The sequence below is a fragment of the Anaerotignum lactatifermentans genome (assembly GCF_016902535.1).
GTDB classification, from domain to species: Bacteria; Bacillota; Clostridia; order Lachnospirales; family Anaerotignaceae; genus Anaerotignum; species Anaerotignum lactatifermentans_A.
Genome location: NZ_JACSNY010000009.1, coordinates 87,229 through 102,880, shown reverse-complemented (window position 1 = coordinate 102,880; position 15,652 = coordinate 87,229). Strand labels below are relative to the sequence as shown.

The window sequence follows — 15,652 nt, the reverse complement described above, 5'->3', positions numbered from 1 at the left end:
CCAGTGGGGCAACAAAAAGTACATGAACATGAAGCACCTGGAGGCTGCCGTTAAGGATACCTCCATTGCTGGCTGACTTCATTCACACCAGAGCTTGCAAACCAATTTGCGCAAAACTGTTGACACTACCCAATCCTATGCTGTATACGAAATAGATTCGAATTTCTTTAGTCTGGATTAAAACAACCGGCTGGCGCATTCCTGCACCAGCCGGTTCCATTTTGACCTTATATAACTGATTCAACATACCTGCGCAAAGATGAAAAGTCTGCTTTGACATTAGCGTCCCAGGAAATACGAATTGCTTCGCTAACGCGTTTTTCATCAAGTCCCATAGCAGTCAGCACATAACTTGGCGCATGGCTTCCAGAATTACATGCAGATCCGTTTGAAAAGGCATATTCATCTTTCAAAGATACAAAATATCCTTCTGCATCGACCCCAGTAAAACTTATGTTGATTGTGTTGGGAAGACAGTATTGTTGATCTCCATTAACTACATAATTCAATGATTCAATAGCCTTCAGGAAATTATCTTTAATTTCCTGGCACTTTTTCATATGCATTGCAGCTTCTTGATCACAAAGTTTTGCAGCCATTCCAAACCCGGCAACTAATGCGACCGGTGTTGTTCCGGGCCTGAATCCTCGTTCCTGCTGTCCTCCAAACAGAAGTGGTTTCACAGGAGGTCGACGATATGTTTTGTCTCTACGCAAAATCAGTGCACCAACTCCCTGAGGACCGCCTAATTTATGCGCTGTAATGCTCAACATGTTATACTTGGTATTTCTTAAAGCATCATTGAGTTTGCCGAATCCCTGTGTTCCATCTACATGGAAATAAGTTTTGGTTCCGGCAAGCGCTTCGCCAACTTCTTCGATAGGCTGGATAATGCCAGTTTCACTATTAACATGCATCATTGAGACAAGGAGTGTTTTGTCCGTAACAAGCTCAAGCACCTGACTTGCCTTGATTCGACCTGATTCATCAGGACAGATATAGTCTACAACACAGCCTTTGCTTTGAAGATATTTCATAGCCTCAAGGACTGATTTATGTTCAATAGCAGTAGTAATAAAGTGATTTCTACCAGTCTCCAGCGCATACTCCAGCAATCCTAAAATTGCCATATTATTGCTTTCGGTTGAACCACTGGTAAAGATGACGTCTGTGCTGTCAACCTTCAAAATCTCAGCAATTGTTTTTCTGGATTCAGCAACTATTTCTTTTGCATCAGTACCGTAAGTATGAGTCCTACTATCTGCATTGCCATAGTGTAATCGGTAGACATCAATCATTCTATCTAGTACACGAGGATCAACCGGTGCGGAAGCATTATAGTCAAGATATACAGCCATTACTCCACCTCTTTTGCAACAGCAGACTTCAAAAGATCGGCACAATTCTTCAGTACATCTCTTGAACTATAGTGATTGATACCTCGGTTCAGATGCAGTCTGAAATACTTCGCCAATGTCTTTTCATCATCGCCAAAGCCATCGTTAATACAACGCTGGCGAATTATAGCTTCATAAATTTCTGAATACTCACCCGCAAAAGTAGACCAATCCATTTCAACATTGCTATCAGATAAAGGATCAATACCTCCCGGAGGGGTCGGCTCAGCCAAGGACCAGCAGAGAGCCCAACGACAAATAATGTTCCAATTCTGAATTCCTGTTTTTGCTTTTATTCGAATCAGACGATCTTTTTCCGGTTGAGAAAGCTTAAAATGTTTAGCAATCATAATCAAGCCTCCCCGAAATAACCCTGCACGATAGAAGTGCAGCGTTCTTCTTCTCTATATAGAAGAGTGTAGTAATCAACAACATTCTCACGAACCATATCCAAATATCTGCCATAGATTTCTTCATCAGTTGATAGCACCATAACCTGAGAGCTGGCAGCCGGAAGGTATTTAGTGACAAAGTTTGTACGATGCGAAGAATCGAGACGCGCCATAGGTGTATCGACAATTACCGGAGCATTATATCCAGAAGAAAGTGCCAGCGCCCAAACAATCGCAACAGCAAACATTTGCTGTTCACCAGCAGAAAGCTGACTCTTCAATAATTCATTTCCATCCACTCCGACAATAGTAACATCCAAAGTATCCGGGTTGATATCAATCTTCTTGGCTAACGAATTCTTCTCAACAAGTGTTTGGAAGCACGTGGTCGCAGTATTAGAGAGTCGTTCCACCTTTTCCTTCTGCAAACGCTTCTTAAACTCTGTTAAAGTCTCAATAGACATTGCAGCATATTTGATGATACGCATGTTGTCATCATTGGTGTTTTCTTTTTCAGCCATTCCTTTGATGAGGCGGATACGTTTTCCAACCAGAATTTCTCTCTGGCGTCTCATGCTTTCAATGGAATCCGATTTTCTTTGATAATCAGCGTCTGCTAATGCTTTCTCTTTTTCAATGCTTTTAAGTGCTTCATAAAGCTGCATTGCAAGAGTTTTATCGTCCGCTGCGCCTAAATGTGCATCAAGGCTCAGGTACTCTGCTTCCTGCGCATCAGAGGAAGATACAAGTCCTATAATCTTTTGCGAAATACCGGGGAAGAACTCAGAAATCAGCTTCTCATAAAGCATCAAGCTAACTGGAGACATACTAATTCTGTTCTCATGAACTGCTTCGCTAATATGTCCAACTAATTCATCGCTGATTATTCGTTTTACTAAGTCTAGTACTTCGAGAGGAAGATTACTTTCGTTCAAACGACTGATTACTCTTTGGTAACTGTTGTTTACAACTGTATCTGTATGACGTTTTACATCGCCCTGTAGCTGTTCCTGCTCTTCATTATAAGATTGAACTACCAGATCTTTGCATAATGCAAGTGGCGTAGCTGCACTGGAAGCCAATTGCATTATCTCTTGCTGAATTTGTTCCGCCACATCAGAAATTCTGTTCATTTCAGCCTTGATGGCATCTCTATTTCTACTTAAGTCGCCACCAGAAGACCAAAACTCATTTTCTTTAGCTTCGATTTGAATTGCTAATTTTTGGCACTGCAATTCAAGCTTATTAAGTTCCCTCTGAGCCTCTTCTAATCTCTGGTCAATTTCGCTGATTTCACGCTCCACTTCCTGATATTCCTGATTCAGCTCACTTGTTTCAAATGATTTTAGCGCGCTCTTTTTCCTGCGAATAACTTCATCGATATGCTCAATTGTTTTTTCAATGGTTGAAACACCAATGGCTGACTTTATTGAGCTCTTTATCTGCTCAAAAGAACTGTCATCGGCAAGCTGAGTGATTTTCTCATTATTGAAAAAGAAGAAACGAGCAATACCGAACGGAAGAATTTCTTCGATGTAATAGCTCCAGTTATCGCCGAGATATTTATCCGCAATACCATTCTTTTCAACAATGGTCTGTTGATCTATTTTCTTGCCACGAGCTTTCCACATTCGCTTAATTCGGATTTCTGTCTCATCTTCCAGAACTAACGTTACTGCAACATAAGTCTCATCATCCGTCGCGTGCTTATTGATATGGTCAAGCAACAACTTCTCATATGATTTTTCTTTCTCTTGTATATACTTCAAGGCTTGCTTTCCATATAACGCAAGGAGAACCGCGTCATGGAAAGTGGTTTTTCCTCGGCCATTCAGACCACCAATAAGAGTTATATTCCTATCGCCAATCTTGTCAGTGAGGGTCATCTCATGTGTGCCTTTGTATATACCGAAATTGTGTAATTCTACTTTGGTAAAAAACACCTACTTCACCTCACTCTACAAATTCTTCGTCGTTTTCTTCCATGGCTTCTGAAAGCTTCGTTGCTCTTGCTGAAGCAATTTCTTCTGCCTCTTCCTCGTCTCGATAAAAGGCCTTCTTGATTTCCTTCTCGAGATTATTGATTACATTTCGCTTATTTGCAATTGCTGCTGCTTTAGCTTCAACATCCAAAAGGGCCTTAAGCATCTGAGGCATAAGTGTTTCACCTTCACACATGTCAGCACAGACTTCTGTGAGCAGTGCTGCTTCCTGGGCACCAAAATATTTATTCTTTCCGATACTACCATCATCGTAAGGCAGCCCAGTTTCTTCCTCATAAATCGTCGGAAGAGTGTCTTCAAACTCATGAAATTCATCAAGCCATATCTGACGAATTAACTTCAGCTCATCTTTTGTGATTAAAGGAATATCCTTAATCGAATCCGGACCAATCTCATGAACAAGTTTTTCCACCTGAAGCAGTCTTCTTAAAAAATCTTCACGAGCCTCTTTCGTATAAGGGCCATGCACCAATCTGTTGTTATGCCAAGTCAAATGACCATCGCGTCTTCTAAAATCGCGACGCTTCCTATCCGTGTCCCAATCTCCCGCAATATAATTTCGAAAATCGAGCATTGGAAGCATCCATGATTTTTCTTCGTCATTCTGAATCATGGCGGCCATAGACTTATCCTCAGTTACCATCGTGCATACCCAACATCCAAAACGGCTATTTCCGCAGGAAGGGGTTGAAGTATCGATAACTAACGGGCACTCACCATCTGCAGAGGCTCCGCTATACATAGCGAGTAAGTCCTTATTAGAATGTCCCCAAGGATTCTCATACTGAACCAAGAACTGCCATACGTTATCATTCAGCCAATTCTCAATTGGCGTAAACACATAAGAGTTTGGAAATGATCCGTTAGGGCTGAGGTGATCTCTATAGCGCTTCTTCTCATAACCCTCCATTACAGCTCTACGAGTTGCACTTTCTGCTTTTCTAGAACCAAGAACCATAATAGCCTCGCTCTCAGCATCCAGAACTTCTTTTATGAATCTGTTGGAGGCATCGATCTTCATTCTATCGGTACACCACCGGAAATCTCTTCTTGGATATGGATAACCTCTTCCAATCAAATTTACCCAGAATGTATTTGTTATTGCAGGGGTAAGGCGGTGCGGAATAATAGGTAATTCAGCGGCTTTTGCTCGCTCGGTCATTTTTCGAAGTGACTCTGTCGCCCAAATTGCAACAACTGGAGATTCTACCAAAGTATCTGTACTAATTACATGTACCGTTTTCTTCAGTTTATCTTTAGGCAACTCAGAAAGCGCCATCCATACCAACTGAACAACTGCAGTAGAATCTTTACCACCACTATATCCGCAAATCCACGGGATCATATCTTCGAGATATAACCCTTTTATTGTTTCAATTACTTCTCTAATATCATCTCTGGTTAGATTAGCCATTCGTTTCACCAGTCTCTTCCATCATTATTTTTTCGATATAAGTAGATAGTGCCTTTTGGGAAGACCTGTTAGCTGCCACTTTACCATTTACAAAAACCAGATCATTCCAAATAGGATTATCTTTTTTCCAGTCTACCTTTGCCAAATTAGCAATCCGTTCCTTCCAGTCATGTGGATAAGTATGTAATAGTTTATTACCGCCATGTCCAATGGCCACCAGCGTAATACTTAGCGAACAAATACTGCCACTTCTTACTTCGGAAGAACGCTTTTCCTGTCTCATTACCGCAAGCCATTCTGGCATAATTGAAGCCACTTCATTCCAGAATTCGATGGCCAATTTAGTCTTTTCCGGCATATCAAGTTTTACATCTTTCAGCAATTCGATAGTAGCAGTGCTGATAGCACTTAATGTAAACAATGCCTTCGATCTATTTGAAACAGTCGTTTTTTCCTTTTCTGTCAATCCTGTAAATACCGAGACATCCTTTACAACTTCTTTCGCGATAATGGATGATTCTTCTCTAGAATTGAATAAAATATTTATTGATTTGGTAGGTCGTATCGCATATCGATTAAGATCTGAAAACATCTGCTGAGAAGATTTAAGCCCCTTGTCATGATAGAACACTACTGAAATATGTTCATGTTTCAAGTCAGGGTTAATCTTAATTGCTTCAGCTATTGCAGCCCGCCTATGCTGACCGTCATTTATCAAAAACCTTGCGCTCATGGAAATAGAGATATGACCAATCATGGGATCCACTTCATTAATCGGCTCAAAGAGCATTGCTCCATCAACTGATACCGTTAGGGAAGAGAATACATATGACTCAGGATTATTGATAATATAATCCCGCATTTCAGGAATACGAGATTTATTCAGAATTCTCTGAGCCCTTATTTCAGGAGGTAATTCTTCATCTGCAAACTGAAAAATTTTGGGAATAATCTCTAAAGGAACCATTGCTGTAAAATATTCTTTATTTGCTTGTATACCTTTTACTGCAGGAAAAACAAAAGATGCATTGTCCATTTTTCTTCCTCATAAATCACTCAAGTTAACGAAACATAGTTAAAATGCATTCAGCTGCTGTAACCCAACTGGATTAACATAATAAAAATACCGAGCACTTGCACGATATATTTTAATAACATCTCCAGCAGAAACACTGTTGTTTCTGCGCTCATTCTTCTTGGCAATCATTGCTTCCGTTAATTTTTCCAGCGAGTCGCTTCCCACTAATGCACCTCGCTCATATAAATCGTAATCACTAACTGCTGGTCTAATTGAATATTCAGAAAGCAATCCTAGAGAACAAAATCTCTGAATGGCGTATTTCGCATCATTCTTCAATTTGTATTGCTCATAAACCGGGTGAATGAGCCCTGAATAGTATGACAGACAGCGCTCAATAATACCTTCGCTCATATACGTCCCCCAATTCTAATGCTCAATGTTTGTATTATACTGCATTTTGGAAGTCTTGTAAATTGTTTTGTTTGTCTTTCGAGAAACAAACATTCGCAAATCTGCAAGCAGTGTCTTTGTATTACAAAGCCGTCTTGCTTGTTGAGGAATCCTTCCCCAATCCCCAGAGAACGGAGGCCTGCGGCTCCGGCTGCGCATCTGTAAAACAGACGCTTATATACTGCTGCCAAAAAGAAAAATGCCCGATGCAGGGAGGACGGTTTGCTGCCGTTTTCCTGCACCGGGTTTTCTGTTTCTTAATGTGATTTTTCCTGATTCTGCTGCCTGCGCTGTTCCTCTTCCTGGCGGGTTTCCTCCTGAAGGATAGCAGCAACAAGGCTCTTGGCAATCTGCCATTCCTCGTTTTCTTTTCGGACAGCACGATAGCTCTGATAGTTCTTTTTCTTGCGGGACAGGATCTCCGCATACTCTGCATTCAGCTCTTTCACACGGGGCAGTGACTTCTGATCCGGATGAGCTGCCAGATATTCATCAAAGGCCTTTTTCGCAGCACGACGGAGCGTCAGAACATCACGATGTTCCTCGAAAAATTTCTTACTGTAGCCGCTGGCTTTATAGGCATCGAAGACAGGCTTCGCCTTAGAAAAGTTCACGATATGCGTTTTCAGTACTGCGATTTCCTGCAGCCTGGTTTCATCTGCTTTTACGGAATTCAGAAAGTCATCAGCCTGACCGGAGGCTTCATCCGCACGGCGTACCAGCTCCTCAAAGCTTTCAATTTTATGCTCCCTCATGAACAGCATTGCCTCAGCTCTTTGCTTCAGATTGAAGTTCTTCGCCCAGGTAACATAGCCCCGGCCTTTACCCTCGTGCATCTTCTCCTGAATATCAATGAGGAAGGACATACGGCGAGAATTTTGCGTCTGCATGCTGCCGGTACCAGTTCTGTTTTTGCTCTGGAATTTGCTGCGGTGTTCTGCATTTCCGGCAATTACTGCAGCCAGTTCTTCAACAGAATATCCTTCGCCTAGAGAGCGGAAGCGGATGAAGCGTTTTTGATCCGGTCCCTTCAGCGCGGGCTGTTTTCCTGGCTTGTACTGATAACCGTCCTCCTGCAGAAAATGGATCAGTTCCTCGAAGGACTTCGGCTTTTTCTGTAGCGCAGCATCAATGGCCTCGCAGATAGAATCTCTGTAGGTTGGACGCTTCGGGAAGTCCGTTCTTTTCTCGCGTTCATCGTAGGGCCTGCGATCAATAACGGACAGGTCATGCTCCAGACAAAGCAGATCACTCAGCCTTGCTACAGCCATGCCGGAGAGGAAGAAATTTTTGAACTTCCGGGTGCAGTCCATAGAGGTAGAATTGTAAATGATGTGGTTATGAATATGGGCGCGATCAATGTGCGTTGCCACGATGAAGGCATGCTTTCCCTTGGTCCAGCGCATTGCCAGCTCATAACCGATTTTGTTTGCTTCCTCCGGTGTGACCTCACCGGGTTTGAAGGACTGACGGATCTGATAAGCAATCACATCATGGGCCTGATGCCGTCCGGTGATATGCTCGTATTGACGTTTGGAGAAGAGAAATTCCTCATCGCAGGTTCGCGGATCACAGCCATAGGCGCTGATATATTTTCCGTTATCGGTTTTCTTTTCGTTCTGAGAATAGTCGGTGCGGTCCGCTAGACACTGGCCCACCGTTTTTCCCTTGTTGATATGTAGCGCAATGAGTCTCGTTGCAGCCATTGGTTCACCTCAATTCTGTAATTTTTGGCAAAAGAAAAATGCCTCCGAAGAGACATTTTCCAGCGCAATCTATTGAGTTCTTACCAGCTGGGCAGGAAGTCCGTCAGGCTATCGCAAAGGTCCATTGCGTTGCAGTAGATCCAGAGTCCGCCAAACATCAGAAGTCCGATGACAGCCTCCATGCCAAAGAGAATTGCCACATCGGTCCAGCGAGTTTTTACCAGGCAATAAATGCCGCAGCCCAGGATGAATAACATCACCGGAGACATGATATAGGAACCAACATAACCAACGATTTTTGTCAGCAGCATGGCAATGCGAAGAATAAGAATTACCGGCAGCGCAGCCAGCTTCAGGATCATTTTCAGAATATATTTGATAGCAGTCATATGCAGTACCTCCATCCAAAGTTTATTTCTGACTTCATTATATCGACGCAGATTTTTCCAATGCAAGCGTGTCGATTTTTGTCAGATTATGTACGGCACGGAGAAGTCCGCGCCGGATGAATTACTTCATCAGATATCCGAGAGTCGCTTCAAAAGTGCTCTTTGATTGTCCCAGATCTCAGTCATCAGCTGCTGCAGATCCTTGATATCCTCGGCGTAAATATTGCCGGAGGTATTAGCCACCCTGGCATATTGATTCAGGTTGCTGCTGCAGCGACCGAGAAGAGCGCGGATTTCGGTCAGCTCATCGCCCAGATCCAGCTGAATACAGATGCCCTCCAGAGCCATTTTGCGGAGATAGGCAGCCATACTTCGGATGCCCACCTCCGCTTTTTTCTGCTGAATACGCTCCAGCTCACTTTTGCCGACACGAAATAACAAAATGTGATCCTTATTCTCCATGGGTACCTCCTCAGGGCAGAAGCTCCAGGGAGGAAAATACTTCATCGGACATGGCAGAGAGCTTTGAAAGAACCGACTTTGTCCAGCGGCGAAGCTCCTTATCTCTGCCGGTCAGCTGAGACTGCATCTGCGTCAGCTCTGCAATCAGACCTTCTCTGGAACCGGGATTGTAAATCATCATGAGGTTCAGCTCGTCATCGGTGAAGAAGAGCTCCTGATTATTCATTTTCTGCATCAAAATCCTCCTTCCAGGAATCAAAGTCCACGGCTTCAAAATCCTTATCGCTCATGGCATAGAGCTTGCCGCCAAGCTGACGAAACAGGCTGCGGAGCTCCGCACTTTCAGTAATTTTCAAAAGAGCAATCAGCGCCTGCATAGAAGCTCTTCGGGTGGAGTGATCCACCTCCAGAAGCAGGCTGATTTCTTCTACGGTAAAGGTCATCGGATTTCCTCCTTTGCTTTGGATTTATGGGGAATATGAGGGAGGCTGCGGTCTTCAGCCTTTGCATGAAGATCAGCGAGAACGGAGTTGCGTTCCTCGGTCTGCTCCATTGCTTTTTCCAGCTCCGCCATATGCCCGTCGATTTCAGTAATCATCTCATTGGCAGCCACTCGGATGCGATTCAGAGAAGCCTTCAGCTCCGGCGTATCCTTGCCCTTGGACCAGCCTGCAATATACGCAAAACTGTAATCAGAGGTCTCGATACCATAGTGCTGGCAGACAGTATAGGCAACTGATTCTGCCTCAACCTCCTTGCTGTTTCGGGTAAGCTTCGGCTCCTCAGCGGGAGCCTCCTGCGGATCGATAGAGTGCAGCTTCTGGTGTGCCATTTCATGAATTGCGGTCTTAATGGTCTGCACCTGACTCATATCCTGCTGGATTGCAATTCTGTTTTCAACGGTGTGGAAGTAGCCCTTCGCGCCGGTTGCAATTTCTTCAAATGCAATGGGCACCGGGCAGCTCAGCTTCAACGCCTCAAAGAAGCGGTCATACTGCGCCACATCGCCGGTCAGCTCATTGACTCCCAGGGAAGGAAGCTCTCGACCATCAGTCTGGCTGACATCGAAAACGCTGACCACCTTGAAGGCCGGAACCACAATTTCCTTCGTTTCCTTCACGGAGCTGCCGTCCGGATTTGTGAGGATCACACCGGTTGCAGGATCCACCTTATCAACCTCAGCCTTTTTCTTGTAGGGTGCAGGAGCGAGAATACGGATTGCCTTTTCACCCTTGTTGACCTGACGGCCAAAGTTCTTCTGCCAGGAGGTGTAACCAGCTACCAGAGTGGCATCCGGCTTCTGGCTGGCAATGGGGAGCGTGTTATTCAGCGAATAATCATGAAAGCGTGACATTGTGGTAAGCCAGGTTTTGAACTTATCCGATTCAAACAGGTTCTGAATTCCTTCCTCCAGCTGTTTGGTAATCTCGGTAACACGATCAAACTGAGACTGTGCGTTCATCTGCTTTGCCATAGTTTCTGCACCTCCTTACCAGCATCGCTCCGGCTCATCACGAGAGGGAGTTCTCACAGGAAGCTCCGGAGGCTGCGGTACTTCTGCAGTCCTCAGCTGCTCCAGAACCGACTGCCTTTCCTCTGACTCCTGCTTCTTTCCATTGTTGATGATGCCGTCGATCATGCCGTAGTCATCCTCCATGGCCATCTCGGCGGAGCGGAGATAATTTCCCTCCACCTTTTCCATGAAATCGTCGTAGCTGATCAGCGTCATGGAGCGCCTGCTCCAGCCAAAATCTGCAGCCAATGCATTGCGAGCCTCCTGAAGGGAAATCTCCAGATCATCAAGCTGTCCGCCGTCCAGCTCATGGAATTCCTTATCGTAGAAGGTGTAATCCCAGCCGAATTCACTGCTCTGAACAGCAAGAAAGCCGCGGTGACCCATGTCCCATGCGGCTCTGTCTAATTCAAGAATCGGCTCCGGCTGGCAGCTTCCACCACCGCGTTCCAGAATCTCTGCAAACTGGCAGATGTGGAAGAGCTCATTTGCCACCTTCAGATGATAATCGTCCACATATTCGCACTTGGCAGCAAAGCTGCGGTCCGGGTAAGTGACCTGGATCATGCCGCCGTCAGGAATACGGAACAGATCGTGATACTGACTATCGATAAAACGAATGCTTTTCGACATGCCTTTCCTCCTTTGTCAAACTGTAATGAAAATACTGCTTCGCCGTTCTGGCCGGGGCTGACTGTCACCGTAGCGTTATAGGTCTTGCCGGTACGCTCGGAACGGCAATTCTTCAATGGTGCAGAGCCCTTGCGGATCAGCTGCTCTGCAAGCTGCGGAGTCATTTTCTTGCCCAGCTTTTTGAAATAGTTGTTGTCCCTCCAGATTGCAAATCTGCAATTCTTGTTGGTGCAGAACCAGCCCTTTTGCATTTCTGCAATATCACTGCCGCAGGACGGGCAGCTGCCGATGACCTTTCCGGATTTCTCCCTGGAAGGAAGCAAGGTGTCTGCGCCTTTCACAGCTTCGTAATTCTTCACGAGTCCGGTAATCATGCCACTGATTTCTGCCATAAAGGTCTTCGGATCATAATTGCCGCGTTCCACCTCCAAAAGCTTTTCCTCCCAGTCTGCAGTGAGGGATGGGGACTGGATCTGCTCCGGAACCACAGTGACCAGCGCATCGCCCTTGTCTGTAGAAACAAGATGCTTTGATTTCTTGTCGCCGCGTCGCTCGATAAAGCCCTTCTGCACCAGCTTTTCAATAATTCCGGCACGGGTTGCAGGAGTACCGATGCCTTTGCGTTCCACCTCATCCGGCATTTCTTCGGCACCGGCGGACTCCATCATCTGAAGAAGCGTATCCTCCGTAAAATGCTTCGGGCTGGAGGTCTGACCCTCCTTGATCTTCACATCGGAGAGAATGAGAACGGAGCCTTCAGAGATAGCCTGAATGGTATCCGGCTCTTCAGATTTTTCCTTCTTCGGAGGATAAACGGACTCCTGAATTGCCTTCCAGCCAGGATCCAGAATGGTTCTTCCTTTTGTGGTAAAGATCTCACCGGCACATTCCATTTCCACTGCGGTCTCAGAGTATCGGAACGAATCTCCGACAGAGCAGAGAAGCCTGGTAGCAATCAGCTGGAAAACTGCCTTTTCTCCGCTGGGTAGCTCTGAAATTGATGCACGCTGAATGCTGTTTGTGGGAATAATGGCGTGGTGATCCGTGACCTTCTTGCCATTGATGATCTGCTGTGCATGGACCGGAATACTCTTGTCGGCAGCAATGCCGGTTTCTTCCTGAATTTTCTGAACGAGCTTAGGCAGCATACCTGCCATATCTTCGGTAAGGTACCGGCTGTCGGTTCGGGGATAAGTCACCAGCTTTTTCTCATAGAGAGACTGGGTGTAATCCAGCGTCTGCTGTGCTGTAAAGCCCATCATGCGGTTGGCATCTCGTTGCAGGCTGGTCAGATCGTAAGGGAGGGGAGCCTTTTCGGATTTTTCTTTCTGCGTGACCTTCGAGATTCTTGCGGTTCCTGCCGTTCGACATTTTTCGACAATTTCCGCAGCCTGATTTCGTTCCTTCATTCGTTCACCACCTGCCTGTACCTGATCTGTAATCAGCTGCACCGTGTAAAAGGGTTCCGGCTTAAAGGCCTTGATTGCAGCCTCACGCATTACCACCATGGCAAGCGTCGGAGTCATAACCCTGCCGACATTCAGCGTGTGCCGGTAAAGGCATGAAAAAAGCCGGGTAGCGTTGATGCCGACGATCCAGTCTGCACGCTCCCGACAAAGGGCTGCCTCATAAAGAGAATCATATTCAGTTCTGGGCCTGAGATTTTCAAAGCCTTCCTTGATAGCGCTGTCCTCCATGGATGAGATCCAGAGCCGTTCCACCGGCTTTTTGCAGCCGCATTTGTTGTAGACCAGGCGGAAAATCAGTTCGCCCTCGCGTCCGGCATCACAGCAGTTGCAGATGCTGTCCACATCAGCTCTTGCCATAAGCTTTTTCAGAATCTCAAACTGCTTCTTCGTTCCGGAAGAAACACGGTATTTCCATTCCTCCGGAATGATGGGAAGGTCTGCGTACTCCCATTTGCTGTACCTGCCGTCATATTCCTCCGGCTCCGAGAGCTCCACCAGATGACCAACGCACCAGCTGACGATATACCCGCCGCCTTCCAGATATCCGTCGTGGCGATCCCGCACACCGAGGACCTTGGCGTAGGCCTGCCCGACAGACGGTTTTTCTGTGATAATAAGCTTCAATTTGATTACCTCCTCACATAAAAATTACCCCTCCAACCGGTTAGGGAAGAAGGGGTATGTAAGGATAGCATTAAGTTATATTACCAGGCTGCATTCATAGCATAGAACAGCAGCACTACCTGCATAATCATTATCAACGGAATGCCAACGGTAAAGTAATCTTTTCTTGTCTTATGTCTAAGTAGATACATTGCAATCAGTCCACCGACAGAGCCGCCAAAGAAAGATAAAGCAAGCAATGTTACGATTCGTATCCTGGATTTCCTTTCTATTGCAGCTATTTTGTCGACGGCAAATGCTGCAAAGGTTACAAAATTGATGATAACCAGATAAGCAACCAGAATTTTATGCCTATCAAAGAAAGTCCAAAAGGCCAACGTTAGGTGATCTGCATAATGACCGCGCAACACCAAAAACAGCACAATCTGTATAACAAGAATACACGACACGAACACTCGGGACATCATATTTCCTTTTTCTGCTTTTCTATCAAAAATCAGAATAGAGAGTACGATTCCCAGCGAACCGCCAAGCAAAGAGACTATTGTTAATACCGCATCTATTTGCCCCTCTGCCGTAAACCGATATAGAATAGTATTTATTAAGTACAGAAGAAAGCCCGCAATGTTAATGATTACGAGATATGTCATAAATGGACTCATTCCCCACATTGTTGACCTCCTTATTTCGGTTTGTTGCTGCGGTATGTATGATATGTAATAACGATTTCAGCATCAGCTCGGTATTCTTTCCCTGAAGAAAACTTCTTGTCATCATTTATTACTACCGATTTTACTTCTCCATCATCGGTCATCCAACCGGTTATAATGTCGTATTCCACTTCAAGCGTTATATTTTCAAAACCCGCATCCTTAAAGCGATCCACCACATCTTTGTAGTTAGCACCTTTAGCTTCTTTTGAAGACATCGGAACTGCGTATTTTTCAAGAGTATGATATGTAATGACTACCGGGAAATTGGATGGATATTTTGAAGTTACGATAAACTCGTCTGCGAAACCAATTTTTATTGCATCCACTTTATTCTCTTCAGAGATTTTACTCAAAGGTAAATCTGCAATTTCCGTGGATGTTACGCTGCTGAAACCAGCTTCCTTCAAAGTGTCTACAACATATTCGTAATCCCGACCGACTAAATCAGTGGATGCATGTCCGACTGGTATAAGAAGTTTGATTTCATAATACCCAGCAGCAATGATAACTGCGACAATAAGGAAAAGAGTTCCGATTATTCGCAATTTCCAATTTGCTTTCTTTTTAGGCTTCGACGAATATGTGTTAGCCGATGATGTATGCGAACTACTATAATTCTGTCCGCTACTGTATCCGTTGCTCTTGTTGTTCGATGAATTATAAGGTGCACTTGATGATGAAGAATAACTGTAGCCTGAACTATAACTATCAGAACTGTCATCACTTTCATCTTCGTCATCATCGTCGTCTGAAGAGCTATCTGAATCTACTTCCTCGTATTCATCATCGCTGTAATCATGATGAAGGTGAGCTCCACACTCTGTGCATTCCCAATCGTCATCATATTCATTGAAGCCCCACTGTATATCTAAGGGAGCATCACAGTTCGGACAAATATGCTTCATGACGGTATATTCATCGTCACTGTAACTGTGATGTAGATGTGCGCCGCATTCTGTACATTTCCAATTATTCTGATAGTCCGCGAAGCACCATTGATCATCTAGACCTGCGCCACAGTTTGGACATTTATGTTTCGGTTCTTCAACAACAGAGTGCTGATCGCTGCTGTAACTATGGTGTAAGTGCGACCCACAGGCAGTGCATTCCCAGTCATCATCATATCTATTGAAACCCGGTTGGAAATCCAACGCCACACCACAATTTGGGCATTCGAACTCAGGATCCTCGCTGATAATATCGCTTTCGGTTGTTCCATTACGATGTCCGCATTCCGTACAGGTCCAGGAACCATAACTGTCGGAAAAACCTGACTGGCGATTCAAAAGAGCGCCACAGTTATCGCAATACCAAGCTACTCCTTCAAACGAATCACCGTTATATACATCATCATCCATTAGAAGTTCGCCACATTCTGTACAGCGCCAGGTTCCGCCATTTGGATCAAATCCATACTGGTCATTTAGTATTGCCCCGCATTTAGGACAGAAGTATTCATCCATTTA

Annotated in this window: 16 protein-coding genes; all 16 read right to left on the bottom strand. The window is 44.9% G+C overall.

The window, feature by feature from the left end:
- Positions 1-227: 227 nt before the first annotated feature.
- Positions 228-1,358 carry a cysteine desulfurase family protein gene (locus H9X84_RS08690; RefSeq protein WP_205133866.1) on the bottom strand — a complete coding sequence of 377 codons (1,131 nt, stop codon included), beginning with the start codon at positions 1,356-1,358 and terminating at the stop codon, positions 228-230.
- Entirely contained in the window at positions 1,358-1,747 is a 390-nt protein-coding gene (dndE, locus tag H9X84_RS08685) for a DNA sulfur modification protein DndE (RefSeq protein WP_205133865.1), read from the bottom strand. Before dndE ends, H9X84_RS08690 begins: the two co-directional genes overlap by 1 nt.
- Before the next feature lie 2 nt (positions 1,748-1,749).
- Entirely contained in the window at positions 1,750-3,732 is a 1,983-nt protein-coding gene (gene dndD / locus H9X84_RS08680; RefSeq protein ID WP_205133864.1) for a DNA sulfur modification protein DndD, read from the bottom strand.
- A gap of 10 nt (positions 3,733-3,742) precedes the next feature.
- Positions 3,743-5,206 (bottom strand): DNA phosphorothioation system sulfurtransferase DndC, encoded by a 1,464-nt coding sequence (gene dndC, locus H9X84_RS08675; RefSeq protein WP_205133863.1) that lies wholly within the window; start codon positions 5,204-5,206, stop codon positions 3,743-3,745.
- On the bottom strand, positions 5,199-6,242 hold the full coding sequence (dndB, locus tag H9X84_RS08670) for a DNA sulfur modification protein DndB (protein ID WP_205133862.1): 1,044 nt from the start codon (positions 6,240-6,242) through the stop codon (positions 5,199-5,201). The genes dndC and dndB overlap by 8 nt, the downstream gene beginning before the upstream one ends.
- A gap of 39 nt (positions 6,243-6,281) precedes the next feature.
- Complete coding sequence (locus H9X84_RS08665; RefSeq protein ID WP_205133861.1) at positions 6,282-6,638, bottom strand: YodL domain-containing protein; 357 nt, start codon at positions 6,636-6,638, stop codon at positions 6,282-6,284.
- A gap of 296 nt (positions 6,639-6,934) precedes the next feature.
- A complete protein-coding gene (locus tag H9X84_RS08660; protein WP_205133860.1) occupies positions 6,935-8,383 on the bottom strand; it encodes a relaxase/mobilization nuclease domain-containing protein in 1,449 nt (482 codons plus the stop codon).
- Between the two features lie 80 nt (positions 8,384-8,463).
- Positions 8,464-8,772, bottom strand: a complete 309-nt coding sequence (locus H9X84_RS08655; RefSeq protein ID WP_205133859.1) for a hypothetical protein — start codon at positions 8,770-8,772, stop codon at positions 8,464-8,466.
- A 129-nt stretch (positions 8,773-8,901) separates the two neighbouring features.
- Positions 8,902-9,234, bottom strand: a complete 333-nt coding sequence (locus tag H9X84_RS08650; RefSeq protein WP_205133858.1) for a plasmid mobilization protein — start codon at positions 9,232-9,234, stop codon at positions 8,902-8,904.
- 10 nt (positions 9,235-9,244) lie between these two features.
- Positions 9,245-9,469 carry a transposon-transfer assisting family protein gene (locus tag H9X84_RS08645; RefSeq protein ID WP_420314290.1) on the bottom strand — a complete coding sequence of 75 codons (225 nt, stop codon included), beginning with the start codon at positions 9,467-9,469 and terminating at the stop codon, positions 9,245-9,247.
- Positions 9,453-9,677 carry a transposon-transfer assisting family protein gene (locus tag H9X84_RS08640; protein WP_205133857.1) on the bottom strand — a complete coding sequence of 75 codons (225 nt, stop codon included), beginning with the start codon at positions 9,675-9,677 and terminating at the stop codon, positions 9,453-9,455. The genes H9X84_RS08645 and H9X84_RS08640 overlap by 17 nt, the downstream gene beginning before the upstream one ends.
- On the bottom strand, positions 9,674-10,708 hold the full coding sequence (locus H9X84_RS08635) for an ArdC family protein (protein ID WP_205133856.1): 1,035 nt from the start codon (positions 10,706-10,708) through the stop codon (positions 9,674-9,676). The genes H9X84_RS08640 and H9X84_RS08635 overlap by 4 nt, the downstream gene beginning before the upstream one ends.
- A gap of 15 nt (positions 10,709-10,723) precedes the next feature.
- A complete protein-coding gene (locus tag H9X84_RS08630) occupies positions 10,724-11,380 on the bottom strand; it encodes an LPD16 domain-containing protein (protein WP_243423668.1) in 657 nt (218 codons plus the stop codon).
- Positions 11,311-13,473, bottom strand: coding sequence for a DNA topoisomerase 3 (locus H9X84_RS08625; protein ID WP_205133855.1), 2,163 nt, complete (start codon positions 13,471-13,473; stop codon positions 11,311-11,313). Before H9X84_RS08625 ends, H9X84_RS08630 begins: the two co-directional genes overlap by 70 nt.
- 80 nt (positions 13,474-13,553) lie before the next feature.
- Entirely contained in the window at positions 13,554-14,144 is a 591-nt protein-coding gene (locus tag H9X84_RS08620) for a DUF1294 domain-containing protein (protein WP_243423666.1), read from the bottom strand.
- Positions 14,145-14,155: 11 nt separating this feature from the next.
- Entirely contained in the window at positions 14,156-15,649 is a 1,494-nt protein-coding gene (locus H9X84_RS08615; protein ID WP_205133854.1) for a hypothetical protein, read from the bottom strand.
- Between the last annotated feature and the right edge of the window lie 3 nt (positions 15,650-15,652).

Bases quoted from the DNA above. Each gene is read 5' to 3' on its own strand.
- H9X84_RS08665 (WP_205133861.1), bottom strand. From the start codon at position 6,638: ATGAGCGAAGGTATTATTGAGCGCTGTCTGTCATACTATTCAGGGCTC.
- H9X84_RS08690 (WP_205133866.1), bottom strand. From the start codon at position 1,358: ATGGCTGTATATCTTGACTATAATGCTTCCGCACCGGTTGATCCTCGT.
- H9X84_RS08655 (WP_205133859.1), bottom strand. From the start codon at position 8,772: ATGACTGCTATCAAATATATTCTGAAAATGATCCTGAAGCTGGCTGCG.
- dndE (WP_205133865.1), bottom strand. From the start codon at position 1,747: ATGATTGCTAAACATTTTAAGCTTTCTCAACCGGAAAAAGATCGTCTG.
- H9X84_RS08615 (WP_205133854.1), bottom strand. From the start codon at position 15,649: ATGGATGAATACTTCTGTCCTAAATGCGGGGCAATACTAAATGACCAG.
- H9X84_RS08660 (WP_205133860.1), bottom strand. From the start codon at position 8,383: ATGGCTGCAACGAGACTCATTGCGCTACATATCAACAAGGGAAAAACG.
- H9X84_RS08635 (WP_205133856.1), bottom strand. From the start codon at position 10,708: ATGGCAAAGCAGATGAACGCACAGTCTCAGTTTGATCGTGTTACCGAG.
- dndB (WP_205133862.1), bottom strand. From the start codon at position 6,242: ATGGACAATGCATCTTTTGTTTTTCCTGCAGTAAAAGGTATACAAGCA.
- dndC (WP_205133863.1), bottom strand. From the start codon at position 5,206: ATGGCTAATCTAACCAGAGATGATATTAGAGAAGTAATTGAAACAATA.
- H9X84_RS08630 (WP_243423668.1), bottom strand. From the start codon at position 11,380: ATGTCGAAAAGCATTCGTTTTATCGATAGTCAGTATCACGATCTGTTC.
- H9X84_RS08645 (WP_420314290.1), bottom strand. From the start codon at position 9,469: ATGCAGAAAATGAATAATCAGGAGCTCTTCTTCACCGATGACGAGCTG.
- H9X84_RS08650 (WP_205133858.1), bottom strand. From the start codon at position 9,234: ATGGAGAATAAGGATCACATTTTGTTATTTCGTGTCGGCAAAAGTGAG.
- H9X84_RS08640 (WP_205133857.1), bottom strand. From the start codon at position 9,677: ATGACCTTTACCGTAGAAGAAATCAGCCTGCTTCTGGAGGTGGATCAC.
- H9X84_RS08620 (WP_243423666.1), bottom strand. From the start codon at position 14,144: ATGTGGGGAATGAGTCCATTTATGACATATCTCGTAATCATTAACATT.